This window comes from Nitrosospira sp. NpAV, from assembly GCF_000832065.1.
GTDB lineage: Bacteria > Pseudomonadota > Gammaproteobacteria > Burkholderiales > Nitrosomonadaceae > Nitrosospira.
This window is the reverse complement of the sequence record NZ_JXQM01000019.1, coordinates 220,587-242,487: the sequence shown is the minus strand read 5'-3', so window position 1 is coordinate 242,487 and position 21,901 is coordinate 220,587. Positions and strand designations below refer to the sequence as shown.

General features: G+C 53.5%; 25 protein-coding genes and 1 tRNA gene. 13 read left to right on the top strand and 13 right to left on the bottom strand.

Annotated elements, in window-relative coordinates; genetic code table 11:
• The first annotated feature begins 448 nt into the window (after window positions 1–448).
• Window positions 449–1,183, top strand: a complete 735-nt coding sequence (locus SQ11_RS17595) for a VPLPA-CTERM sorting domain-containing protein (RefSeq protein ID WP_041514424.1) — start codon at window positions 449–451, stop codon at window positions 1,181–1,183.
• Window positions 1,184–1,418: 235 nt separating this feature from the next.
• On the opposite strand, the gene SQ11_RS16865 is transcribed toward SQ11_RS17595, so the two are convergent.
• Window positions 1,419–1,577, bottom strand: a complete 159-nt coding sequence (locus tag SQ11_RS16865) for a DUF3309 family protein (protein WP_084226845.1) — start codon at window positions 1,575–1,577, stop codon at window positions 1,419–1,421.
• Window positions 1,578–1,967: 390 nt separating this feature from the next.
• Here SQ11_RS16865 and SQ11_RS12240 point away from each other — a divergent pair, with 390 nt between their 5' ends.
• Window positions 1,968–2,252, top strand: coding sequence for a hypothetical protein (locus SQ11_RS12240; protein WP_156972491.1), 285 nt, complete (start codon window positions 1,968–1,970; stop codon window positions 2,250–2,252).
• On the top strand, window positions 2,249–2,734 hold the full coding sequence (locus tag SQ11_RS17320; protein ID WP_156972490.1) for a hypothetical protein: 486 nt from the start codon (window positions 2,249–2,251) through the stop codon (window positions 2,732–2,734). Before SQ11_RS12240 ends, SQ11_RS17320 begins: the two co-directional genes overlap by 4 nt.
• Before the next feature lie 1,073 nt (window positions 2,735–3,807).
• Here the strand turns inward: SQ11_RS17320 and SQ11_RS12225 are convergent.
• Window positions 3,808–3,883: transfer RNA gene (locus tag SQ11_RS12225), tRNA-Asn, on the bottom strand.
• Between the two features lie 427 nt (window positions 3,884–4,310).
• On the opposite strand from SQ11_RS12225, the gene SQ11_RS12220 reads away from it, so the two are divergent.
• From SQ11_RS12220 to SQ11_RS12195, 6 genes are all read left to right on the top strand, one after another.
• On the top strand, window positions 4,311–4,679 hold the full coding sequence (locus tag SQ11_RS12220; protein ID WP_041514420.1) for a helix-turn-helix domain-containing protein: 369 nt from the start codon (window positions 4,311–4,313) through the stop codon (window positions 4,677–4,679).
• A gap of 254 nt (window positions 4,680–4,933) precedes the next feature.
• Window positions 4,934–5,320, top strand: a complete 387-nt coding sequence (gene crcB / locus SQ11_RS12215) for a fluoride efflux transporter CrcB (protein WP_041514419.1) — start codon at window positions 4,934–4,936, stop codon at window positions 5,318–5,320.
• 28 nt (window positions 5,321–5,348) lie between these two features.
• Window positions 5,349–5,666: a DUF190 domain-containing protein gene (locus tag SQ11_RS12210; protein WP_041514418.1), complete on the top strand. Its 318-nt coding sequence runs from the start codon at window positions 5,349–5,351 to the stop codon at window positions 5,664–5,666.
• 210 nt (window positions 5,667–5,876) lie between these two features.
• Window positions 5,877–6,533: a DUF899 domain-containing protein gene (locus tag SQ11_RS12205; protein WP_041514417.1), complete on the top strand. Its 657-nt coding sequence runs from the start codon at window positions 5,877–5,879 to the stop codon at window positions 6,531–6,533.
• Window positions 6,534–6,673: 140 nt separating this feature from the next.
• Window positions 6,674–7,330: an isoprenylcysteine carboxylmethyltransferase family protein gene (locus tag SQ11_RS12200; RefSeq protein ID WP_041514416.1), complete on the top strand. Its 657-nt coding sequence runs from the start codon at window positions 6,674–6,676 to the stop codon at window positions 7,328–7,330.
• A gap of 331 nt (window positions 7,331–7,661) precedes the next feature.
• Window positions 7,662–7,910, top strand: a complete 249-nt coding sequence (locus tag SQ11_RS12195; protein ID WP_156972488.1) for a hypothetical protein — start codon at window positions 7,662–7,664, stop codon at window positions 7,908–7,910.
• Here SQ11_RS12195 and tal (SQ11_RS12190) read toward each other — a convergent pair.
• Window positions 7,879–9,006 carry a transaldolase gene (gene tal, locus SQ11_RS12190; protein ID WP_052494214.1) on the bottom strand — a complete coding sequence of 376 codons (1,128 nt, stop codon included), beginning with the start codon at window positions 9,004–9,006 and terminating at the stop codon, window positions 7,879–7,881. The genes SQ11_RS12195 and tal (SQ11_RS12190) overlap by 32 nt on opposite strands.
• Window positions 9,007–9,268: 262 nt before the next feature.
• Between tal (SQ11_RS12190) and SQ11_RS12180 the strand changes: the two genes are divergently transcribed.
• Window positions 9,269–10,051, top strand: a complete 783-nt coding sequence (locus SQ11_RS12180) for an N-acyl homoserine lactonase family protein (RefSeq protein ID WP_041514413.1) — start codon at window positions 9,269–9,271, stop codon at window positions 10,049–10,051.
• Between the two features lie 378 nt (window positions 10,052–10,429).
• Entirely contained in the window at window positions 10,430–11,086 is a 657-nt protein-coding gene (locus SQ11_RS12175) for a metalloregulator ArsR/SmtB family transcription factor (protein WP_041514412.1), read from the top strand.
• Window positions 11,087–11,097: 11 nt separating this feature from the next.
• Here the strand turns inward: SQ11_RS12175 and pgl are convergent, their stop codons facing one another.
• Both pgl and SQ11_RS12165 read right to left on the bottom strand, forming a co-directional pair.
• Window positions 11,098–11,757 carry a 6-phosphogluconolactonase gene (gene pgl, locus SQ11_RS12170; protein ID WP_041514498.1) on the bottom strand — a complete coding sequence of 220 codons (660 nt, stop codon included), beginning with the start codon at window positions 11,755–11,757 and terminating at the stop codon, window positions 11,098–11,100.
• Between the two features lie 260 nt (window positions 11,758–12,017).
• Window positions 12,018–12,422: a DoxX family protein gene (locus SQ11_RS12165; protein ID WP_041514411.1), complete on the bottom strand. Its 405-nt coding sequence runs from the start codon at window positions 12,420–12,422 to the stop codon at window positions 12,018–12,020.
• 343 nt (window positions 12,423–12,765) lie between these two features.
• Between SQ11_RS12165 and SQ11_RS12160 the strand changes: the two genes are divergently transcribed.
• The gene (locus SQ11_RS12160; RefSeq protein ID WP_041514410.1) at window positions 12,766–13,008 is read left to right on the top strand and encodes a hypothetical protein; all 243 of its coding nucleotides are present in this window, start codon (window positions 12,766–12,768) and stop codon (window positions 13,006–13,008) included.
• A gap of 160 nt (window positions 13,009–13,168) precedes the next feature.
• On the opposite strand, the gene SQ11_RS12155 is transcribed toward SQ11_RS12160, so the two are convergent.
• The 8 genes from SQ11_RS12155 to gloB form a co-directional block, all read right to left on the bottom strand.
• A complete protein-coding gene (locus SQ11_RS12155; RefSeq protein ID WP_041514409.1) occupies window positions 13,169–14,926 on the bottom strand; it encodes a tetratricopeptide repeat protein in 1,758 nt (585 codons plus the stop codon).
• A 67-nt stretch (window positions 14,927–14,993) separates the two neighbouring features.
• A complete protein-coding gene (locus SQ11_RS12150; RefSeq protein WP_041514408.1) occupies window positions 14,994–15,266 on the bottom strand; it encodes a DUF4242 domain-containing protein in 273 nt (90 codons plus the stop codon).
• Window positions 15,267–15,326: 60 nt separating this feature from the next.
• Window positions 15,327–15,923, bottom strand: a complete 597-nt coding sequence (locus SQ11_RS12145) for a TetR/AcrR family transcriptional regulator (RefSeq protein WP_041514407.1) — start codon at window positions 15,921–15,923, stop codon at window positions 15,327–15,329.
• 94 nt (window positions 15,924–16,017) lie between these two features.
• Complete coding sequence (locus tag SQ11_RS12140) at window positions 16,018–16,437, bottom strand: hypothetical protein (RefSeq protein WP_306463978.1); 420 nt, start codon at window positions 16,435–16,437, stop codon at window positions 16,018–16,020.
• A 503-nt stretch (window positions 16,438–16,940) separates the two neighbouring features.
• Window positions 16,941–17,351, bottom strand: coding sequence for a hypothetical protein (locus SQ11_RS12135; protein WP_306463977.1), 411 nt, complete (start codon window positions 17,349–17,351; stop codon window positions 16,941–16,943).
• 361 nt (window positions 17,352–17,712) lie between these two features.
• A complete protein-coding gene (gene gnd / locus SQ11_RS12130; RefSeq protein WP_041514405.1) occupies window positions 17,713–18,618 on the bottom strand; it encodes a phosphogluconate dehydrogenase (NAD(+)-dependent, decarboxylating) in 906 nt (301 codons plus the stop codon).
• A gap of 161 nt (window positions 18,619–18,779) precedes the next feature.
• On the bottom strand, window positions 18,780–19,907 hold the full coding sequence (tal, locus tag SQ11_RS12125) for a transaldolase (RefSeq protein WP_041514404.1): 1,128 nt from the start codon (window positions 19,905–19,907) through the stop codon (window positions 18,780–18,782).
• Window positions 19,908–20,123: 216 nt separating this feature from the next.
• Window positions 20,124–20,909 carry a hydroxyacylglutathione hydrolase gene (gloB, locus tag SQ11_RS12120; protein WP_041514496.1) on the bottom strand — a complete coding sequence of 262 codons (786 nt, stop codon included), beginning with the start codon at window positions 20,907–20,909 and terminating at the stop codon, window positions 20,124–20,126.
• Window positions 20,910–21,050: 141 nt separating this feature from the next.
• On the opposite strand from gloB, the gene SQ11_RS12115 reads away from it, so the two are divergent.
• Window positions 21,051–21,899 (top strand): class I SAM-dependent methyltransferase, encoded by an 849-nt coding sequence (locus SQ11_RS12115; protein ID WP_041514403.1) that lies wholly within the window; start codon window positions 21,051–21,053, stop codon window positions 21,897–21,899.
• Window positions 21,900–21,901 lie beyond the last annotated feature (2 nt).

Genomic DNA, 21,901 nt, shown 5'->3' with positions numbered 1-21,901 from the left:
AACTGCCGGTACCCGCAGTGGTGTTTCTTGCAGGCTGACCGTACCTTTTCAAGATAGAAAAGATAATCCGCTTTTGCGCAGAAAATCTCAGTTCGATTGTTGCCACGTAATATAACGTGTTGCGGTTGGCCGAGAAGGATAAATCTGGGCGAGCGGGCCATCACGATTGTCTATTTCGGGGAAAGCATCGACTATACCGCATCGTTAGTTTCGGCGGAAGAAGCGGCTAGTCGTAGTAGGTTGGGTTAGGCTGTGGCGTAATTCTGCCCATTCCTCCCTGGAGATTTTCGCGGTAGGTTGAGGAAATGCAAAGTGCGGATGCCGGAAAAACGTGACATCTCTACTCTGGTGTACCTCAGTCCAATAGACCGAACTATCGAAATGGGTAAGATATAGGGGTGATTAGTGCTGTTTGGGTTTTAGTAGTATAAAAAACCAAGAGGAATACATGAAGAAAGAAAGTTTTTTAACTTCCGTTGTAGCGATGTCAGCTCGGAAACGCTACGTTGCGGTGCTGGCTTGTGCCGCCTCGATCACGGCCCCCGTTGCAGAATCTGCCCTTATCCTGCCCGAGGCTGGCGGCAATTTCTCCAACAACTGGGTTGCGCCGACCGTCGTTGCCACCGGCACGACCGGCGTTACGGGCACGGGCGCGCCGGAGTGGATGGGCGGCGATCGACTCGACATCTTCCAGTTCTCCGGCCTGGTGCCGGGCGCAACATCCATCGTTTTTGATTTCTCACTGACCGGACCTTATAACCCTAGCGCTTATGAAAATGGCGGCGGCACCATCTACTACAGCTATGTGCCGTTTTCCGGCGCCTACTATGTCGATCAGGGCGATGGGAAGGTTCATGGCAGCCAGGATCTTCTTGCCGGCAATTTCGATGTCACCTACAACCCATGGGACGCCGCCAACGCGTCGAATCGCGGCACTTCAAGCTTTACGCTGGACCTTGCCAAGGAATTCGCAGGTAATCTCTTCCTGGCGCTGGACTTCACCTATGGCCGAGTCAGCTACAATATCAACTCGCTTTCCTGGGCCACGCCCGGCAATGGCACCGGCCCCGTGGATATCCCTGTAGAAGCGGCCCCCGTGCCACTCCCCGCGACAGGCTGGCTGTTGCTCGCCGGCCTCGTGGGCCTCGCGGCGAACCGTCGCAAGGGGTGCGGATTATTCTAAAAATATTAGACAGCCTCGCTAGGATCAGGACTTATAAACTGAACGAAAAATTCGGATGACGACTTCAAGCCCAAGGACGGATCTCAATCAGCGGTCGGTGGCTTGCCGGTATAAATCGCCAATTGGGTGTCTAAAGCCCGCTTGTAGGCGGGCCATGCCTCACCGCGGGCGACATAGGTGCACGCACTAGTCACATCGCCGGAAAAGCATTATGCATAGCTTTCGGATCAATCGACTATATGTGCCCCAATAAAACCAAAATGAGCACTATTAACAGTATGGTTCCGATACCCCCACTCGGACCATAACCCCAGCCGCTGCTGTAACCCCATGCCGGAATCGCACCCACCAGCGCAAGTATCAGCACAATCATAAGAATTGTTCCGAGAGTCATTTTGATTCTCCTCGTTTTGATTGGACATTTTTATTATGCTCTTTTCACGAGTTTTATCTGTACGATGGCGTACCAAATATCGGGTCATTCAATTTCCTGGGCATATACGGGAAGCACCTGTAAATACAAGGTATAGAGTGAGAGAAAGCCACTCGAAAGTCACGTAATTCGTAAACCCACCCATAACCCAATGGGTTTTTGCATTACTGGCCTGCCAATTCGGTGGGCTTTTTTTATGGGCACTCACAAATATTCGCTGGCACTGCGCTTCAAGTCTTGATAGCAATCGCTACCTTCGGATTGGCGTTGTCAGCGGCTGGTAGTCAAGGATTGGAAGGATGGAGAGGAGATAGTGACCCTACCCCAATAAACCGTAACCGGCCTATAGGGGTGACCGCATTTCGGCCCTATCAGAAATACATAACCCGCTGGAAAGCCGCAAGCGTCGTTACGCCAACACGGACGTTGGCGCAGGTCAAGGCGGATGCGCACGCTCAGATCAATTCACGGCGCGATACGCTGGAGGCGGCGGGGTTTTCGTACCTGAGCAAGATGTTCAATAGCGATCAGCGCAGCGTGCACGCATCAGCGTCGCCTCACTGGCAGCGCAAGCCGCCATTGCGGGCGGACAGCCATTCTCGATCGACCGGACGGTGCAGGATAACAGCAGGGTGACACTGGATGACGAAGCGATGATCGGCGCCGGCAGCGCTGGCCAGCTACGCGCTGGAGCTGCACAACCACGCCAAGGGGTGCAAGGCGGAAATCGACGCGGCCGCCACGCTAGCAGCGGTGGATGCGATCCAATGGTAACGGGAATTACTTTTAACCATAGAAGGAGAAGAGAGATGAATGTCGCGGACAAAATGAAGGAACAATTGCAGGCATTGCGGGAATCATTGAAAACGGCGCTGACTCAGGCACGAGATGCCCATGCCGAGGCGTTGCACAAGACCTTGCAGGAAGCAATAGCGCGGGCGGAGGAGTTCAACAAGAGCGCCGATAACATTTTTGATAAGGGGCTGGATGCAATTGAGCAGTCGCGTTATACGGCACCGATCGTGGTGGGTATTTCGCTGGCGATGTTGACGGTGGGTGGATTGATGGGATGGGGGCTGAAATCCCGCGCGCCAACGGGGATGGGCCGGGTGCGGTGATACACGCTCGCAAGCATAACCGCACGGATTCCGGTTGGATGATGGAATCAATGTTGGAGATCTTCGATGAGCACTACAGTAGACAGATCAGCGCAGACACCCTTCGCAGCATGTCAAAGATCGAGCGGGGTGGATATTTCAATGGCGGGCGAGTGCCATATGGTTACACGGCTGTGCAGGATTCTAGAGGGGTCAGGGAGTGACCCTGGAGGAGGAATTAAAGCGGAAGGGATTCAGGCAAGAGAAAGCCACCGATTAGGATGGCCTTCTGAGGTGTTGCTGTTTAGGTATTCTTACTGCTGGTACTGCCTAAAGTACTCCTTAGGGTCATCCTTTATATTGGTAGTGTTGGGACGCCCATCTGAGGTGTCTAGAGCGGAGCTAAGGCTACTTGTTTCATAAGAAGGCGAAGCACTCTTGGGAGGCTCATAGGTCTTATTTATAGAGTCCTCAGAGTGCGGGGCTACGTGGTACTCACCTTGGGAGTCCTGACAAATTATAGAGCCGGGTTCTGGGAGGCAACTGGCAGTAGCTCCTCCTGCAACTAGAAGTAGTACAACGCCTGCTACATAATTGGACTTCATGGTGGGGACTCCTTAAGGGTTGTAAGGCCCCCAATGATAACACTGGCTGTACAGTATGGAACCAGTAGAAATAACTAAAGAGAACCCTTAGAGAGATTAAGTGGAAAACCTGAAGAGGAAACTGGAGGGGGAGCGTAAAGGACCTGCCGGGGTGGGATCACGGCACCAATATGCTCCTGGACGTGGGAGAGAAGGAGGAGGTTGACTCGTAGCGCCTATTGAGTTCGCGTACCTTTTTAGCAATTGATGAGGGGTCGGTAGTTTTTAGGTTAACCTTGATATGAGTAGAACCGGGTAGCGGGAGAGTAAATCCCTCGGCATTTTACGTTGGTAGTAATGGGCCTTACCCCGTAGGTAAACGTAGCGGATTTCCAAGATGAGAACTCTACTAAGCAATAGTTTCATTAGATGGTACCATAAAAGTACCACCACAAGAAGCCTATACGCGGCCTAAGTAACTGATGATTAAGGAAGATAATTCTATGTACTTGGCTCCCCGACCAGGGCTCGAACCTGGGACCTGCGGATTAACAGTCCGTCGCTCTACCGACTGAGCTATCGGGGAATTGGAGAGGTGCATATACTAATTGTTTGAGGCTCGGCGGTCAATCAAAAAGCCCGAGATGCCTATCACCGCAATGATTCTATAGTGGCGCTCTCAGCAAACTGGAGAGGGATTTCGGCGCAACAAAACCGTTGACGTTCGCCATGGAGTTAGCACTATGCTAATATTAGTAAATGTTCAGGATTGAATGCAGCCGCGAAGCGTTCAAAATTCTGAGATTGGTGCTCCCGCAATACGTTGATCACGATCCATGGCATGATCGAGCAGCTGGCGGAAAATCCGCATGCTTCGAATAATAATATCAAAAAGCGGAGGGCCGCTCCGGCTTCCGGCTATGGTTGGGGAACTGGTGGGTAATTTACGAAATAGACAACGGCCACCTGGTGATAATCATACTGGCGATCGGGTCACGTGGAGGCATATACAGATGAGTGATATTCAGTTCATCGAACGAAACGGCAAACGGGAATATGCCATTGTTCCCATAGAAATATTCGAGCGTCTGGTAAAGGCCTCGGCGGATATCGGCGGTATCGCACTCTACGATAAAGCAAAGGCCGTGGATGACGGCAGCCGCATCCCTGGGGAGGTCACCCACACAATCCTTGAGGGCACCCATCCCATCAAGGCATGGCGGACTTATCGCAAACTGACTCAGCAAGCCCTGGCGGAGAAAGCTGGGATAAGCAAGCCATTTCTCAGTCAAATAGAGGGCAGAAAAAGGGTGGGAACAATAGCCGTATTGACTGCCCTGTCACGCGCGCTGGACGTGCCGGTAAATCTGCTGGCTGAATAACTTGCCTCCGGCACCTCGCCGAAGCGGGGGTTTGGGTGGCGGAACAAGAGCCAGCTCTAACCCTTTTCCAGGCTGATCTTTGCGAAGACCGCCGTAAAGGATGCAAGATCCCAATAGAACCAGTCGTTCAGGGATGGTATGGATATGTTGTTCAATGCAATATTGATCTGGAGAATAGAATTAGCAGTGTTAGCCGGACTTTATGGGCTCCGTTGCCGTATGCAAGCTTTATCAATAAATCAGAGATAAAAAAAGTGAGCATCTATGCTGTAACTGCGGTGGGATTAGGCGCGGCACTGGGAGCATGGCTTCGCTGGGGATTGGGTGCGATGTTGAATCCGGTATTTCCCACTCTTCCTTTCGGCACCTTGGCTGCAAATATCATGGGCGGCTATCTCGTGGGTGTTGCAGTAGAGTATTTTTCTCACAATACCACCTTGCCGCCAGAAGGGCGGCTCTTCATCATCACCGGCTTTCTTGGTGGCTTGACCACTTTCTCGACCTTTTCCGCGGAAACGGTCGCGCTCCTGCTGCGCGAGCAATATGGCTGGGCTTTCACCATCGTCTTTTCGCACCTGGCCGGCTCTCTGGCAATGACAGTGCTGGGAATATTGACCATCAAATGGCTGGTGCAGCATTGATCCCAGTTCGTCGCAAATAGAGGCCCGTATGCAGGGAACCTTTCTCAAGTTTTATGTGAGCGAGCACCGCGAGCACCGCGGCATACTGTTGTTTGAATGGTTATTAGAGTACGCAAAAAAACACGGTATTCATGGAGGTACGGCAGTGCGTGCCATTGCGGGGTTCGGGCGGCACGGAAGGTTGCACGAAGCAACCTTTATTGAGCTGGGCGCGGACTTGCCGGTAGAGGTGGGATTTATCATGAGCGAGGATGAAACCGAGCATTTCCTGGCCCTATTGAGAAAAGAAAAATTGGAACTGTTTTACGTCAAATTCCCGGTTGAGTATGGGGTGTTGCCAGAATGATGGTCAAGAGCATTAACACGATCAAAGAAGCGACAAACAAAGCTTGGGTCTTGGGAAATGATCGTTCAAGCGAGATATTCAAGAGAAATTGAAGAGGTGGGTAGAGTCCAAGGCCAAGGGTGGGATAGGAAATCAGAACAATTCAAGATCAATCGAGTCTGACCCTGTTGATCTCTCTGTTGACTGCTGATCTCTCAAAGGAGAATTGAAATGGAGAACCGAAAAATCGTATCCCGCAACGAATGGCTGGAAGCCCATGCGACGCTGCTTAGCAAGGAAAAGGAACTTACGAAGGCGCATGACAGGCTCGCCGCCGAACGCCGCCGCGCACCATGGATGAAGGTTGAAAAAACCTATGAATTCGACGGACCGGACGGCAAGACCGACCTTCCCGGCCTGTTCGGCGGGCGAAAACAACTCATTGTCTATCATCACATGCTCAGGCCGGCCGATCCCGCGCCTTGCACGGGGTGTGCCATGGTCGGCGACCAGATCCCGCATCTCGCGCATCTTCACACGCGCGACACCGCGCTGGTCTTCGTCTCGCGTGCCCCGGTGGATGAGATCGAGGCGTTCCGGAAACGCATGGGTTGGCAAATGCCGTGGTTCTCGACCATGGACGATTTCAACGCGGATTTCGACGTGCCCCGCTATTTCGGCCTCAATGTCTTCTATCGCGACGGCGGCAATATCTATCGCACATATTTCACCACGGGACGCGGCGTTGAGACACTCGGGACCGTCTGGACACTTCTCGATCTCACGCCGCTCGGCCGGCAGGAAACTTGGGAAGAGTCGCCAAAAGGAACGCCGCAGACGGAACCGTATCAGTGGTGGCGGCTGCACGATGAATACATGGACGGGTAGTCTCAGGGTATCCATGTATTTGTCCTTACCGGAATATCTGCTGAAGCTTACCGTACTATTTTTCCGTTCGTGAGCTGCCTCCGGAAGATTGCGGGTGTGGAGGGGGTCCTGCAATCTGCATGCGGATAGGGGAGCTTGATATGTCCAGAATGATTACCTTCCTGATCGCACTCGTTTCGGTTGTTGTCTGGCTAGGACTTGCCGCCTGGGGCTGCGGCGGGATCGGACCCTTTCTGTCGCATCCTGCACGGGTCGCCCTTGTTGTGGTGACGTTGGGACTGACGATTGCGGCTGCCTTTACCAGCGGCAATCTCAGCCCGGGCGAAAAGGAAGATCGCGGTAATCGCTGGGTGCTGTTCGCTTTCCTAATCATCGGCCTTCTGGATGGATTTTTGCCGGCCTTCTCCGACCGCACCGACCTGTTGACCTTTGGCGGGAACGGCGTGCGCTGGCTGGGTGTTATGCTTTTCTTTGGCGGTGGTGCGCTCAGGCTTTGGCCGGTCTTTGTGCTCGGCAAGCGATTCAGTGGCCTGGTCGCCATCCAGAAGAACCATCAACTCATAACCGACGGCATATACGGCCTAGTGCGCAACCCCAGCTACCTCGGACTTCTTGTCAGCGTCTTTGGGTGGGGTCTTGCATTCCGCTCAATTATTGGCGTGGCGCTGGCGGTGCTGTTCATCCCGCCTCTCATTGCGCGTATCCACTCCGAAGAGCGTTTGCTCGCGGAGCATTTTGGAGCCACATACGAAGCCTATCGCGTCCGTACCTGGCGGCTCATTCCTTATGTCTACTGAAGGGGTCCGTTGCCCGGTGACCCTACCCCAGCATTAGTACCGGTTGAATCCACCGGCGCTGTTTTGTGGGGTAGGGTCAATTTCCTTCCGCCTAATCGAATTGATCTGATCCATGATGATGATGATGTTGAATCTTCATGGGCTGCAATAGTATATTCGTAGTCTGATTGAAGATATGATCCTGAATCTTGCGGTCGGCAGCTTATTGTCCGCTTAACACTATGATCTCCCGATGATTCCTGCGTCCTCGATTTTCACCTTTAGGCGACTCGCCATAGGACGCGCGCTAAAAAACCACGCACTCCCGCCTCTTTAACCCAACCGGTTCAGAATGATGGATGACAGCGATTACATAATGATAGGTTCCGCGTTCCTGGTGGGAGTTATTTGGGTGTGCGCGTGGTTCTTCAAGAAAGTCATGCGGGGAGAGATCGGGGTCAGCGTCAACACGGCCTTGCTGGCATTGCTGGTCGTTATCCTGCTGGTGCCTTTTGTCATGAATGTTTCCGCACATTTTGTGTCCCAGGTACTGCACCATGCGGACGACGCTACGGAAGAGAATGCGGCATCGCATCAATGAGTTTTTCGTATGCGGCACTGAATTGCTTCACTCCATCGGATAGCAGTTTGCTGGCAAGATCGTCGAGCGGGATGCGCAGCGTCTTGAGCGTGCCGAGGAGGGCGGCTGCGCTGGCGACGTCTTCCCGCAGGCTGAGGTGCACTCTTCCGCGTTCACGGAAAGCCGCCAGTGTTGCCGGGGGAACCGTGATCATGGTATCCGGGCCGATCAGTGCCTCGATATATTTTATGTCGCGATAAGCCGGATTCTTGATTCCGGTGCTGGCCCAGAGTAGCCGCTGCTTTCGCGCTCCCTGAGCGGCGAGCGCATTCCAGCGGGGGCTTGAAAATATCGCCTCATGGCGTTCATAGGTTACTTTGGCATTGGCGATAGCCACTTTGCCAAGGAGATTTCTGAGCGACTCGCGTTCCAGCGCATTATAGGTCTTGATCCAGCCGCACTGGTTCAAGTGAGAGGAGATGAGGGCATCGACGGCGGTATCGAGCCTGCTGATGAAAAAGCTTGCCACGCCGGCAACAGCGGCAGGGTCTCCGCCGCGTGCGATGAGCTGTTCCAGTCCATCAAGGTAGGCTTGCGCAGCGCGCTCGTACCCGGCTTGTGAAAAGAGCAGGGTGACGTTGACGTTGATCCCCTCGGCGGTCAGTTGGGTGATGGCGGGAATGCCGGCCTCGGTGGCCGGAATTTTGATCAGGAGATTTTCCCGTCCCACCTCGCGCCACAGGCGGCGGGTTTCTTCCACTGTTGCCACGGTATCATCGGCCAATGCCAGGGCGACCTGCAATGAGCCATAGCCATCGCGGCGGTGCGTATTCTCATAAACCGGGCGCAGTATGTCGGCTGCAGCGCGTATTTCCGGAATGACAAGTTTTTCGTACGCAGCTGCGGGAGTGTGTCCCTGGCGGAGGAGGGCGCGCAGATCCTCGGCATATCCGGCGTCCGAGCTGATGGCGTTCGCGAGAATAGCGGGGTTGGTGGTAATGCCGCCTATTTCGCCTTCATCCACCATTCTCTTCAAGCCGCCGCCGCGGATAAGATCCCGGTCGATGTGGTCGAGCCAGATTGACTGTCCAAGCGCTTTCAATTGATGTATGGGCATTTCTGAAGAGCCAAATTTATGAGTGTCCCGTTTTGCGGTTTGCCCGTTGAGTAATCCTGGCGTAATACTGCATTATGTAGATTGGAGCAGGCGTACAGTGGGCTGGATTCCGGATCAAGCCCGGAATGACGAATTCATGGTTTCCCCCGTTGGATCGGAAGTTGTCAAATAAGGCCTTTTTAGGCATATCATACATAATGCCGCATACACTTTTCTTCTCTATGATGGACATCATCGTTCCCCGGAGTCGTAATCCTTAATTATGTCTCGCGCCCCGAAAATCTGGCCGCTGCTCACTGGCACGGTCCGCTATGATAAAACCATCTCGACACGTAATTACGGTCATGGCAAATTCATCAATGCGCCGATACTCGCCTATCTGATTGAAACACCCAACGGGCGTATCCTTTACGATGTGGGATGCGACTATCGCAAGCTGGCCGATCCGCTCTTGCGTGCTAGGTATTTTGATCCCATGCGGCCGCTGGTGGAAGCGCCCGTCATGCGGGAAGAGCAGCGTATCCCGCGCTACCTGGCAAAATTGGGACTCACGCCATCAGATATAGATGTCGTATTTATTGGCCATCTGCACTTTGACCACGCAGGCGGGCTTTGCGATCTGCCGGGATGCGAGGTCCACATACAAGGCGATGAATTGGCTGTAGCAAGTACCGGTCTGGATGGCAGCGTATTTGCCGATGAGCTGGTCCATGCGAATCTGTGGCGGGTAAAAAGGGGTGAATATGTGGTGGCCCCCGGCGTGCATGCCATCGCCAGCCCCGGCCATACGGCAGGGCATATGTCATTGTTTATCGAATTGAGAAAGGGGCCGCCCGTCATCCTGTGCGGCGATGCCGCCGATCTGGGTGAAAACCTGTCGGAGGAGATTGCGCCGGGTTATTGCTGGCAGGATAACGAGACGCTGGCGCTCGCGAGCATCCGCAAGCTCAAGGCGCTGGCCAGTAGGGAAGATGCGGAACTTTGGCCCAACCACGATATGGATTTTTTCCGTGGTTTGCCGGATTTTCCGGCTTGGAGAGAGTAACCGTGCGCAGACGCGAGATCCCGATTCAGGATCATCCAGGTACCATTTGTGACTCATTCTCAATGGATTCCATGTCTGTACGATCCGATGATCCTGCTTTCTCTATATAGAGGGTGGCCGGACAAAAGGTGCGAAGCGAGGTATTCTGGTCTTCGTAATGTTGCGGGCGTGGGTGCGAAGCGTTATCCATCGACAGCGATGAATAATTCTGGATTATTCTGAGGTTGAAAAAAACCATAAGACATCTGCGACATTTTGTCAACTTTCCCATGCTTAAAGTGTCTTAATGTTGTATGCTATTGTCGATGCAACAGACGATAATGTGTTCCATAATAAATTCTTATAATTACCAAGTGGGGAGAAAGGAAGGGACGCGAAATGCTTAATACTATGGGTGAACGGCAAAAACAATTGCTCAAGCTGCTGCGCAGGGGCAAGCCGGGACTGAGCGTGGATGAGCTTTCGAAAGGACTTGAGATTACACGTAACGCGGTACGGCAGCATCTTGCCTCGCTGGAAGCGGCGGGATTGGTGGAGGCCGGCGCCACGCGGCCTTCAGGAGGAGGGCGTCCGCAACAGCTTTATGTTTTGACCGAGCTTGGCCGGGAAAGCTTTCCGCGCCAGTATTCGTGGCTTGCGCAACTCGTAGTGGCTTCCGTCCAGAATGAAGAGGGTGCGGAAAACATGAGCAAGCGTCTGAGCGAGATTGGCGCGGGTGTTGGGCGCCAGCTTCGCAGCGAACATTCCGGCCTGGCCACGCATGCGGAGAAGGTCGAGAAGCTTGCCGAGGTAATGGATCAGCTTGGCTATAATGCAAAAACGGCGACATTGCCGGGCGGGGAGACGGTAATCGAAGCTGATAACTGTGTGTTTCACCGGATGGCGGTGAGAGATGCCGATATTTGCCATCTGGATAGGGGCCTGATGGAGACCTTCACCGAAAGCAAGGTCGAGCAACACGAATGCATGGTCCACGGCGGCAACTTATGCCGCTTCAGATTCAAACCGAAGAATGACGAATCCACGGATAAATAAGGATATCTCTGTTAAAGGTCCTTTAGTAACACCGATTCGATCAGCACATCGACACCTTTCTCCGGCGCTATTGCCCGCGGAGGAATATTTTCACCCGCGCGCCATCGCGCCACCGCATCCCGCTTCGATTCGCCACTGACCAGAAATATGACCTGCCGCGAACGGCTGAGCCTGGCCGCGCTGAGTGATACGCGCTGTGCCGGTGGCTTGGGCGCATCCAGTACCGCCAGCGCGTCGGGCGAATCGGATTCGATGCCCCATTCGCGGCCGGGAAACAGGCTGGCGGTATGGCCATCCTCGCCCAGTCCGAGCAGCGTCAGATCAAACATGCCAACGGCATTCAAGGTCTGAGCATACTCGCAAGCCGCCAGATCAGCGCCAAGCTCTCCTGGAATGGTATATAGCTGATCCGCAGGAATTTCGACATAATCGAGCCACGCCTCATCGGCCATGACAGAATTCCGCCTGGGATCGGTGGGTGGCACACAACGTTCGTCACCGAAGTAGATATACCAGGCTGACCAGTCGGTGTGCGCTGCCCGTAACTGTTTGTAGATTGCGCGCGGCGTGTCGCCCCCAGCAAGTACGAGATGAAATTGTCCGCGTTGTTGGATGGCCGTGGCGGCACTGGCAAGTATCATGTCCAACGCTACATTCTGCAGTTCCGGCATATCCGCGACCTCATGCCATCTGCATTGCTCGGAATTAGTGGAATGGGGAGATTCTGGAGGCTTTACGCGCATAACCAATTTGTCCGTCCATTGTGAGTCGTGACGGGCAGCCTGCTGGACCGTAAGGAAATCGGCCGCGAAAGCACCCAGCCAGTTCGTATTGCGCCGCTATTCCAAGCAATAGCACGATTCTTGGTCTTCAAATCTATCCTCGTTCAGTCATTTCCGGTTCAATTTTTCAAGTTCGCCAGGCTGCCGGATCAATCGGGTCTTATCGCCATTCTACCGCTACCAAGGAATAATATCGCAAGACCGGAAAATAAATAGAAACCTTGCAGCTCCAGCGCCCAGCCGCCATTGTTCGTCAATGAGAAAAACTGGCTGCGGTGTGCCAGCGCCAGCGCAAATACCATATTCCCAAAAACAAGCAGTCCGCCCAAGCGAGAAAAAATCCCCAGAATAATCATCAGGGGCGCAATCACTTCGCCCACGTAAACGCCATAAGCCAGAACCGCCGGTAAATTGAGACCGGAAAGTTGTTTACTGATGAATTCGAGAGAGCCTGGATTGAGTATTTTGAATACTCCGTGCAGGAGTATCAGTATGCCAACCGTAAGGCGCAAAATCAATTTACCCAAGGCATCATTTTGCAGTGGATTACGCATGAATGTTCTTCTTCGAATGTGACGATGACGAATTCAGGATGGAAAGATTACGGCAACAACGATGCAGTGTCGTGGGTGCGCAATCTTAAAGAGCCCACTAATAATTAGTCCGGAATAACGTCAGTCAGTTCCATCTTTCGGCCTTTATCCGGATATTTTACCGAATCGAAGGCGGGATGCCGCACGGAGCAGATTTACGCATCCCAACCAAGCCGGCCAAGCCAGCAGTCGTACTGCAGGGCAGGAGGTACCGGATGCTAAGTCACGATATGATAGCGCAAAGGTGGTACTTCCGATAAAAAATGAGGCATACTCATTTTGTATCAATAATCCCGGAGGAACGATGTCAGACGAAGATATAAAAGCCGAATTGGAGCGGTTGCGCAAAGAAAATGAAGCGCTCAAAAAAGGAGCCGGTACCGGTATTAGCATGAAAGTGAGCGAAAAAGGGGCGCTTTCAGTGTATGGGATGGGCCGGTTTCCCGTGACGCTTTATAAGGAACAATGGCTAAGGCTGCTACAGATGGCGGATGACATCCGTGCGTTCATAGCGGCGAACGAGGGGAAATTGAAGACCAAAGACTGAGAGCGACGAAGAGCTTAAATGGCATCGAATAGAAACGGAAGGTTTGCACCAGGTTTCTTCAGGAGAACGGAACCTCTGAAATAAGTCTTCCGTGGAGCCCGTTGCTGGAAAATTCAGGACTTGTTCAGAGATTCCTTGAGGTAGGCTACGTCTTATAGTCTTACACCTTTACATCCCGTCGTCCGAAGCGGGATGCGTTCAGCTCGATGTCGGCACGCGCCCACGCCTTTTTGAAACGTGTCTCGATAAGCGCCGCCTGATCATCTTTCTTTTGCGCGCGCAACGCTTGCATCAATCCGTAAAGCGCCCAACCGTTGTCGCGATTGCGCCGCAGGTCTTCCCAATATACGGTCTCGGCTTCGGCCGGACGCCCTGATTCCAGCAGGATAGCACCCAGCGCCAGCCGTGGCGGAAAGTGAAATTCCAAGGGTTCCGTGTATATCAGGGCATCTTCTAGGCGAACCGCCCGTTCAAGGTGTGCGATAGCCTGATCGAATTGTCCACGTGCAGCGGCGATCTCGCCGGCGAGCACTTCGGGTGCGGCATTGAGCACGGTGCGCGCGGTATTTTTCGAGAAAAGCGGGATGTCCAGCGATGCGTCCTGCATGATCTCGCGCAATGTTCCCAGCTCCTGCTCGGCTTGTTGCAGTTGCTCCGTCGCGACAAACGCGAGGCCGCGCGCATAGTGCCAGCTTCCTTTCAAAAATAGGTTGGTGGACGGTGGCGCGGGTTCCTCAAGAATCTCTTTCCAATGCCCAAATCTCGCAAGCGTCCAGTACGGCACCATGCGGAATATCGCTGTCAGCGGCATCTCCTTTAGTACTGCATCGTCTATTTTACCGGCAACCTCCCGTGCAGATTTGATTGCAATCTTGCTTTGACCGTCCGCCGTGGCAGCGAACCAGAGAAAGTGAATGTTATGCGGGTAGTACATCATGGGGTATATTCCCTGGGCGCGGCACTGTGCGATGTAATCCTCGTCAGCCGCGATGGCAAGCCGATTGCTCTTCATTGAATCGGCGTACCGGCCCACACGCTGATAGATATGCGATGACATGTGTATCATGTGCCCCGCCGCCGGCATCAGCGTCAGCAGGGTATCGGCCGCCTTCTCCGCCCGCTCGGGCGTGCTTGTCGGTTCCATGAGGTGAATATACATGTGCAGCGCGCCGGGGTGTTTGGGATTGCGCCGCATCACTTCTTCGGTGAGCGCCACGATTTCAGCTGTTCCCTCATACGGGCGCCCATCAAGCATCCAGTAGCCCCACGGACGCAGATCCATCATCGACTCCACATAAAGCATCGCGATATCCAGGTCATCCGGAAAACGTTGGTGCACTTCCCGCATCGCCTCCGCGTAAGCCTTGTTGTTCGCCATCCGGTGCTCGGTTTTTCCTGAGTAACGCTTTTCAAGGGCGTTGATGAGCGCCCGTTCCCTGGGCGATGCTTTCGCCATGAGTGATTTGGCCTGCTGTACGATCTCCAGGGCCTGCGGCTCCTCGTTCGGTTCCATCATCGCATTGATGTTGGGGCCGAGCACGAGTGCCTGACCCCAGTAGGCCATCGCAAGCCCGGGGTCGAGCCGTGCCGCTTCACGGAATGCCCGGCGTGCCTCGGCATGATTGAACCCGTATGCGAGGTTCAGCCCCTGGCTAACGTATTGCTGCGCCAGCTTGTTGCGCGTGCTGACCGGGAATGTATGGCTACCCAGGTTCTGCAATCTGGGGGCAAGCTGACCATCTGGACCTGGTTTATTCGCCATATCGGATTGTACGTAATGCTTGTGGCCCCCTGATCCCGCGGAAGCTTCGCTTTTATCGGCCGAGGGCACCTCGCCAGTCCCGGCGAACGCGCCGGGGACTTCTGCGATGGCTAGGGCCAGAATCAATATCGTTGAAGGGACAATACGGGGTTGCATGGGACGATACCTCCTCAAATAAAGATACTCAATTTTCATAAAACAAAACGATGGAAAATTTCTCGTTCTACTCGGCAGTAGTTGGGTCAATCACGGACTTGATGCGGGAAATGCGATTGGCGGGAAACTCGCCTTGTTCAGCATGCGCCCGGACGGTGGCTTCGTCAGGTGCGATATAGAGGCAATAAACTTTGTCTTCGGTCACGTAGCTCTCCAGCCACTGGATTCTTGGACCCATGTTGTGGAGTACACCGCATGATTTCTGCGATATGGCTTGCAGGTCCTGCAGGGTCAGCGCACCTGCACCGGGAATTTCGCGTTCGATGATGTATTTTGGCATTGGGAATCTCCTGGTTTAATGAAATATATGACTGGTCGTCTTATTTAAAGGCAAAAAAAATCAGGGTCTGAAAAAATCACCCAGTAAATCCTGGCAGCATCGCTTGACCGGCGCGGCCGATTTTTCTATCTTCATCCTCAATAAAGCCCCCTGCCAAGCGTTCACTAATAGATCCGCCATTTCTTCGGCCGATTTGTCCGATCTTACTGTTCCTTGCTGCTGTGCCTTGGCAAGACCGGATTGCAGCAAATTCCGGTAACGGGTAACGGCAGTTTGAAGTGATCTTTGGCAAACATCGCTGGTATCACCTATTTCTCCCATCAAATTACCCAGCAGGCACCCCCCTTTGAACCCGCTCTTTTCAAGTTCTGAGATGAGTTCGTCGAAATAACGCTTTATCGCACCGAGTGCATCAGTATCGGATTGTTCCAGATAAGCCGTTAATTGGGTGATGAATGGATCGATGTAGTGCTGGATGACTTCCGCGCCAAAATCTTCCTTGCTGCCAAAGTAATTATAAAAAGAGCCTTTGGGAACGTTTACCGCATCCAGGATTTCCTGGAGTCCCGTGCCATGATAACCCTGGTTCATGAGTAGCGTAACCCCCTGATTCAAGAGGTTATCTCTGTTGAGTTCTTTTTTGGTCGGCTTAAGCATGGTTAAATAATACGACCGGTTGTCTTTAATTGTCAAGAAAAAAAGACAGCACCCAATTGAGCGCTGTCTGCCATCAGGAAGTCACATGAACTTGTTACCGACTCACAGCGCTAAGCTTTTGCTGACTGGAAGCGGCATGATTCTCATCGGCCTTCAAGGCCATTTGGTGATGCAGGCGGGCTTCCTTGATATTTATCTCTACGGCCTGCGCATATACGCGCACCTGGGCGTGGGCATGTGATTGGAGATCCTGTGCTCGTCTGCCATAGAGATAACTCTTATTCTCATACTGCTCAAGCAGTTCCTGCTGTTCCTTCATTTTCACCTGCAACTGCGCCGCGGCATTTTCATAGAATCTCGCCACGGCTTCATGTTCGTCGCGGGTAATGGCTTTCTGCGCGGCCGCACGAATTTCGGGGGTATTAACAGGCTCAGTCGCGGTCGCGACCGAACTTGCCGCCGCCAGAAAGCCGATCATGGACAAAGTCGCAAAAATATTTTTAGTCTTCATCATAATCCTCACGTGTTTCTTCTTTCAAATTCGGTTGATGCGGAAATATAGGTTTTTCGACTTCCAGCTTTCATGGGTTGCATCATACTCAACCAGAAATACTTTGTCAACTTATTTATGTTTAAACTATATTAACCTGCGAAAGCCGTGTTTTCGAGAGCGGCGATGAACGAGGGTTATGTTTCGTCAGGCTCAATGAGATATGGATAAGCATGACGGCTAGAATGGATTCCGAGTGGCCATAAATTCTCCAACCCGGACGATCCACTAGGATGCCGGCACCCGGCTAGGTTCCGCGAACCGCTTAATGGGTTGCCGGGGGGTGGTTGCCCGACTTCAAGCTCCACCGGCTGCCGGGTCTCGTCAAGTTTTGGCGGTGGTGGGATCGATGTGGAAGGCCTTGCAGGCCTGTAGGGTCAGCCCTGCTTGCACGGGGCTTGGATTGTCAAAAAAAAAACAGCACCCAATCGAGTGCTGCCTGCCATCAGGAAATCACATGGAAATTTTTACCGGTCCATGATGCTAAGTTTTTGGGGATTGGTTGCAGCGTGATTCTCATCTGCGTTCAAAGCCATCTGGCGATGAAGACGTGCTTCTTTAATATTTGCCTCGACAACCTGTTCGTACTCGCGTACCTGCGCGGAAGCATGCAATTGCAAGTCCTGCACCTGTCTGCCATATAGATAGCTTTTATTTTCGTACTGCTCGAGCAATTCCTGTTGCTCTTTCACTTTTGCCTGGGTTTGCGCGGCGGCATCTTCATAGAGTTTTGCTACGGCCTCATGTTCGGCCCGGGTAGCGGCTTTTTGAACGGCTGCGCGAATCTCGGGGGTGTCAGCGGGCCCAGCCGCCGTTGCGGACGAACTTGCCGAGACCAGAAGGCCGATTACGGATAATGCCGCAACAATATTTTTCATTCTCATCATGGTCTTCGCGATTTGATCTTTAAAATCGGCCTGATTTTTCAAATTCTGGTTGACGTGATAATGCGAGGTCATTTCTCTCGGGTTCCAGCGTCGTCGCATCATACTCAACCAGAGATACTTTGTAAACTTAATTATGTTTAAACTGATATTTCATATAAAAGGTGTTCCCGAGCTTTTGCCGGAGTCGCGCGCTCATATCCAAGCAGCAACGTGCCATTTAGCATGACGGGAAGTGTGGCGAAGAGGGTGAAGTTGTCTTGATCCGCGGCAATTCCAGGTCCCGAGTCAACATACGGCGGAATGCGCCTTGCTCATTGGCATTCCGCATCTTGCTATCCCGCTCGCCAGGGATTTAGTCCTTTTTCATCGCATGGCCGCCGAACTGGTTGCGTAATGCCGATAATAGTTTGTTCGAGAACGAATCGGCATCGCGCGACTGCAAGCGTTGCAGTAATGCCAGCGTGATGACCGGTGCGGCGACATCGAGGTCGATCGCTTCGGCGACGGTCCAGCGCCCTTCGCCGGAATCGGCGACATAGGGAGCGATGCCTTCCAGGCCCGGATTTTCCGCCAGGGCGGCGGCGGTCAGGTCGAGCAGCCATGATTGCACCACGCTGCCATCGCGCCAGATCTCGGCTATCTGGTGCAGATCCAGGTTGAATTCCATTTTATGGCGCAGGATCGCAAATCCTTCGCCATATGCTTGCATCATGCCGTACTCGATACCGTTATGGATCATTTTGGTGAAGTGTCCGGCACCGCTGGGGCCGACGCGCCCCCAGCCTTTGTCCGGCGCGGGAGCCAGGGTTTCGAAGATGGGACGCAGCCCCTCGATCACTTGTTCATCTCCGCCCAGCATGATGCTGTAGCCATTCTGAAGCCCCCACACGCCGCCGCTGGTGCCTGCGTCGACATAGTGGATTTTGCTGGTTGCCAGCATTTGCGCACGGCGTTGCGTATCTTTGTAATTTGAATTGCCGCCCTCGATAATGATGTCGCCTGGTATGAGCAGCGGCCACAATGCGGCAATTGTATCGTCCACCGGGGCGCCCGCGGGAACCATCAGCCATATCTTGCGGGGCGATTTCAATTCATTGACGAGCGCTTCAAGCGTCGACGCCGGTACGATGCCTTTTCCTTTTATTTCTTTTAGCGTATCCGGGTTGCGGGCATAGCCCGCGACCCGGTGGCCGCCGCGCACCAGCCGCTGCGCCATGTTGCCGCCCATGCGGCCAAGGCCGATCATTCCGAGTTCCATTGCTTTCCTCCCGATTATCCAGGACTCCTGGCCAAGTCTCCGATGTGGCCATTGACGCGCACCCTGGAGGGCTTCTTATTTAGACATTCATAATATAGCACTCCCATCGTGTTGATGGGTTGCGCCATGCTCTATCTATCCTCTAAAGTCCGGCAGCTTGGTTAGGCTGCTTGATTTGCATGGATTTCCTCTCGCTTGGTTTTAATCGCGGCAAGCAGCTTGTCGTAAGATGCGGCGAAAGCGTCCACGCCGTCATCCTGAAGTTTTTCGGTGATGGCTTCGAGATCGATCCCAAATTCCGGTAACTGCGCGATGTCCGCTTCCGCCTGTTCAATATTTTCCGTGAGCGTTTCGTGCACGCGGCCATGATCGCGGAATGCATCGAGAGTTTTAGGCGGCACGGTGTTGACTGTGTCGGGACCGATCAACTGCTCGATATAGAGCACATCGGAATAAGCGGGATTTTTGGTACCGGTGCTGCCCCACAACGGCCGCTGCACTTGTACGCCTTTGCGGCGCAAATCGACAAATGTCTCGCCATGAAATATTTCGCGGAAGCGCTGATAAGCAAGCTTGGCGTTCGCGATGGCGATTTTTCCGCGCAAGGCGAGCGCTGCGGGCGATCCGTTCTTTTCCAGCAGGGGATCGACGATACCGTCCACCCGGCTGACAAAGAACGATGCAACCGAAACCGGCCAGGCATCCTTTTTATTCGGCGAGACTTCCTCAATGCCGCCGAGCCCGCGGATATAGGCACGCGCCACGTCTTCATAATGCCGCAGCGAGAACATCAGCGTCACGTTGATGTTTATGCGCGCTGCGATGGATTGAGAAATTGCGGGTATGCCCGCCGGGGTGGCCGGAATTTTTATCATCAGGTTGGGGCGTTGCACTGCATCCCACAACCGCTTCGCTTCGGCAATGGTTCCATCCGTATCATGGGCGAGATGGGGCGAGACTTCGAGGCTGACATAGCCGTCGGCCCCCTGGGTTGCGTCATAAACGGGCCGCAGTACATCGGTAGCCTTGCGTATATCGGCGACAGCCAGCGCTTCAAACAGCGCCTTGTCGGTTTGTTGGCCATCGGCTTTCAACAATGCCCGCAGCGCGTCGTCGTAGCTATTGCCGCGATTGATGGCTTGTTCGAAAATGGTCGGGTTGCTGGTCACGCCGCGCAGTTTGTCTTCAGTCACCAGGCGTTGCAGTTCTCCGCTATTGATGAGATCGCGGCTGATCGAATCCAGCCAGATGGATTGGCCGTACAGCAGTATCTGTTCTAAAGGGTTCATGTGCTTTAAACCTCCCGTAGTGTGCCGCTATGGCGAACAATTCGTGTCGTGAATGCTATCCCTGTTTCACTGTGCCACAACCGGCGGTTGAGTTGGCGTAACATATTGCCATGTTACGCGGGCGAAGTTGCGCATTTATGCCCATGCGGGCATAGGGTACGACAACGAAAGTGTCTGATCATTCATGTCACCTCGCGTTCCAATGGAATATTTGGGTTAAAAATGATTCTTCCAGTCGCGCAATGTGGCAAATACACTTACGGGATCGGATAACGGCTTGCCCGCATAGACACTGGCATTGCGGATGATTTCCGGCTGATCGCAACGCAGGAATGGATTGGTGGCTCTTTCTATCGCGATGTCGGAGGGCAATGTCGGAATATTCTGCTTGCGCAATGCTTCGACCTTTGCTTCCCTTTCAATCAACGCCTGGTTGCCTGGCTCGACCGTCCTGGCAAAACGAATATTGTTGAGAGTGTATTCATGGCCGCAATAGACCCCGGTTTCTTTGGGCAAATCAGTCAGTTTTTGCAGTGAATTCACCATTTGTGGCGCGGTCCCCTCGAATAATCGCCCGCAGCCGCAGGCAAACAGAGTATCCCCACAAAACAACAGGTTTGCGCCATAATACGCAATATGTCCGGCGGTATGGCCGGGGATATCCAGCACCCTGAGGCTGAGCGAGAATTCCGGAATATAGGCGTTGCCTTCTGCGCTTTCTTTATCGTTGCACTCCTTGAGGGGGTGCGTGACGGTGGGAATCGATTCGTTCGCGGGGCCATATACCGGTACCGTGAATTCCCGCAACAGCGCGGCGTTGCCCCCCACATGGTCGTTGTGGTGGTGGGTGTTGAGAATGGCGATGAGTTTCAGCTTTTCTTGTTCAAGATAGTCCAGAACAGGGGAGGCGTCGCCCGGATCGACCACGGCGGCGTGGCAGTGGTCGCGGATAACCCAGATATAATTATCGATGAATGCGTGAATCGCAACGATGTACGGCATGGTCATGGCGGCTGGCGTTTCAATTTGAATTTGTGTTCAATCGGATAAATGGCGATGTCGCGTCGATGAATTGAACTTAACAGAGCAATAGATATTCATATTAGTCCATAATCGAATTCCCTTCTGCCGTTCTTAATATATATGCCGATAAAAAATAGGCTGGAATGGTTTGACACCTGTCTGGGTCAATATCTGCTGGAGCGGGAGCAGAACCATTTCGACCAGGCCGTGGTGGATGTATTTGGCTACAACGCCATGCAGATAGGATTTCCGCAATATGATTTTCTGCGTGCCAACCGCATGCCACTGCGGTTCTGCGCGGCGGTCATCGAGGAAGGCGCTGCGCTGCGGGCAGCCCCTGAGTTTCTGCCGATTGAAACGAACAGCATAGATCTGGTGCTCCTGCCTCATGTGCTTGAATTCAGTGCCAATCCTCATCAGATTTTACGCGAGGTGCAACGGGTGCTCATGCCCGAGGGCCATGTAATCGTCTGTGGCTTCAACCCGCGCAGCCTTTGGGGTATGCGTGGGTTTCTTGGATCGGTGGAGGAGCATTTTCCCTGGCGCGGCAACTTGATGCCGAAGCTCAAAGGCCCACCGGTTGAGAAGCATTTTCCCTGGCACGGCAAGTTCATCGCACTGCCAAGACTCAAGGACTGGTTGACATTGCTCGATTTCGAAATCACCAAAGACCGCTTATGTTGCTATGCTCCCCCGTTCAGTCAGGAAAAATGGCTGAAGCGATTCAATTTCATGGAGACCGCGGGCGATCGCTGGTGGCCGTTTTCGGGGGGCATTTACTTTCTGACGGCGGTCAAGCGCGTGCATGGCATGCGCGTGATCAAGCCCGAGTGGAAAGAGGTGCGCGCCGCCAGGCGAGGCATGGCGCCGATCGCACAGAAACTCGGCGGCAATGCGTCCGGACAGGAGCCACGCCTGGCGGCGCGCAACGGCACCCTAGTGAAGGCGCCTAAGCAAGGCAGGGAGTGAAA

What these genes read in the sequence shown, in the direction of transcription:
- SQ11_RS17595 (WP_041514424.1), top strand. Translation starts at nt 449, where the DNA reads ATGAAGAAAGAAAGTTTTTTAACTTCCGTTGTAGCGATGTCAGCTCGG.
- SQ11_RS16865 (WP_084226845.1), bottom strand. Translation starts at nt 1,577, where the DNA reads ATGACTCTCGGAACAATTCTTATGATTGTGCTGATACTTGCGCTGGTG.
- SQ11_RS12220 (WP_041514420.1), top strand. Translation starts at nt 4,311, where the DNA reads ATGAGTGATATTCAGTTCATCGAACGAAACGGCAAACGGGAATATGCC.
- SQ11_RS12210 (WP_041514418.1), top strand. Translation starts at nt 5,349, where the DNA reads ATGCAGGGAACCTTTCTCAAGTTTTATGTGAGCGAGCACCGCGAGCAC.
- SQ11_RS12205 (WP_041514417.1), top strand. Translation starts at nt 5,877, where the DNA reads ATGGAGAACCGAAAAATCGTATCCCGCAACGAATGGCTGGAAGCCCAT.
- SQ11_RS12200 (WP_041514416.1), top strand. Translation starts at nt 6,674, where the DNA reads ATGTCCAGAATGATTACCTTCCTGATCGCACTCGTTTCGGTTGTTGTC.
- SQ11_RS12195 (WP_156972488.1), top strand. Translation starts at nt 7,662, where the DNA reads ATGATGGATGACAGCGATTACATAATGATAGGTTCCGCGTTCCTGGTG.
- tal (WP_052494214.1), bottom strand. Translation starts at nt 9,006, where the DNA reads ATGCCCATACATCAATTGAAAGCGCTTGGACAGTCAATCTGGCTCGAC.
- SQ11_RS12180 (WP_041514413.1), top strand. Translation starts at nt 9,269, where the DNA reads ATGTCTCGCGCCCCGAAAATCTGGCCGCTGCTCACTGGCACGGTCCGC.
- SQ11_RS12175 (WP_041514412.1), top strand. Translation starts at nt 10,430, where the DNA reads ATGCTTAATACTATGGGTGAACGGCAAAAACAATTGCTCAAGCTGCTG.
- pgl (WP_041514498.1), bottom strand. Translation starts at nt 11,757, where the DNA reads ATGCCGGAACTGCAGAATGTAGCGTTGGACATGATACTTGCCAGTGCC.
- SQ11_RS12165 (WP_041514411.1), bottom strand. Translation starts at nt 12,422, where the DNA reads ATGCGTAATCCACTGCAAAATGATGCCTTGGGTAAATTGATTTTGCGC.
- SQ11_RS12160 (WP_041514410.1), top strand. Translation starts at nt 12,766, where the DNA reads ATGTCAGACGAAGATATAAAAGCCGAATTGGAGCGGTTGCGCAAAGAA.
- SQ11_RS12155 (WP_041514409.1), bottom strand. Translation starts at nt 14,926, where the DNA reads ATGCAACCCCGTATTGTCCCTTCAACGATATTGATTCTGGCCCTAGCC.
- SQ11_RS12150 (WP_041514408.1), bottom strand. Translation starts at nt 15,266, where the DNA reads ATGCCAAAATACATCATCGAACGCGAAATTCCCGGTGCAGGTGCGCTG.
- SQ11_RS12145 (WP_041514407.1), bottom strand. Translation starts at nt 15,923, where the DNA reads ATGCTTAAGCCGACCAAAAAAGAACTCAACAGAGATAACCTCTTGAAT.
- SQ11_RS12140 (WP_306463978.1), bottom strand. Translation starts at nt 16,437, where the DNA reads ATGATGAAGACTAAAAATATTTTTGCGACTTTGTCCATGATCGGCTTT.
- SQ11_RS12135 (WP_306463977.1), bottom strand. Translation starts at nt 17,351, where the DNA reads ATGAAAAATATTGTTGCGGCATTATCCGTAATCGGCCTTCTGGTCTCG.
- gnd (WP_041514405.1), bottom strand. Translation starts at nt 18,618, where the DNA reads ATGGAACTCGGAATGATCGGCCTTGGCCGCATGGGCGGCAACATGGCG.
- tal (WP_041514404.1), bottom strand. Translation starts at nt 19,907, where the DNA reads ATGAACCCTTTAGAACAGATACTGCTGTACGGCCAATCCATCTGGCTG.
- gloB (WP_041514496.1), bottom strand. Translation starts at nt 20,909, where the DNA reads ATGCCGTACATCGTTGCGATTCACGCATTCATCGATAATTATATCTGG.
- SQ11_RS12115 (WP_041514403.1), top strand. Translation starts at nt 21,051, where the DNA reads ATGCCGATAAAAAATAGGCTGGAATGGTTTGACACCTGTCTGGGTCAA.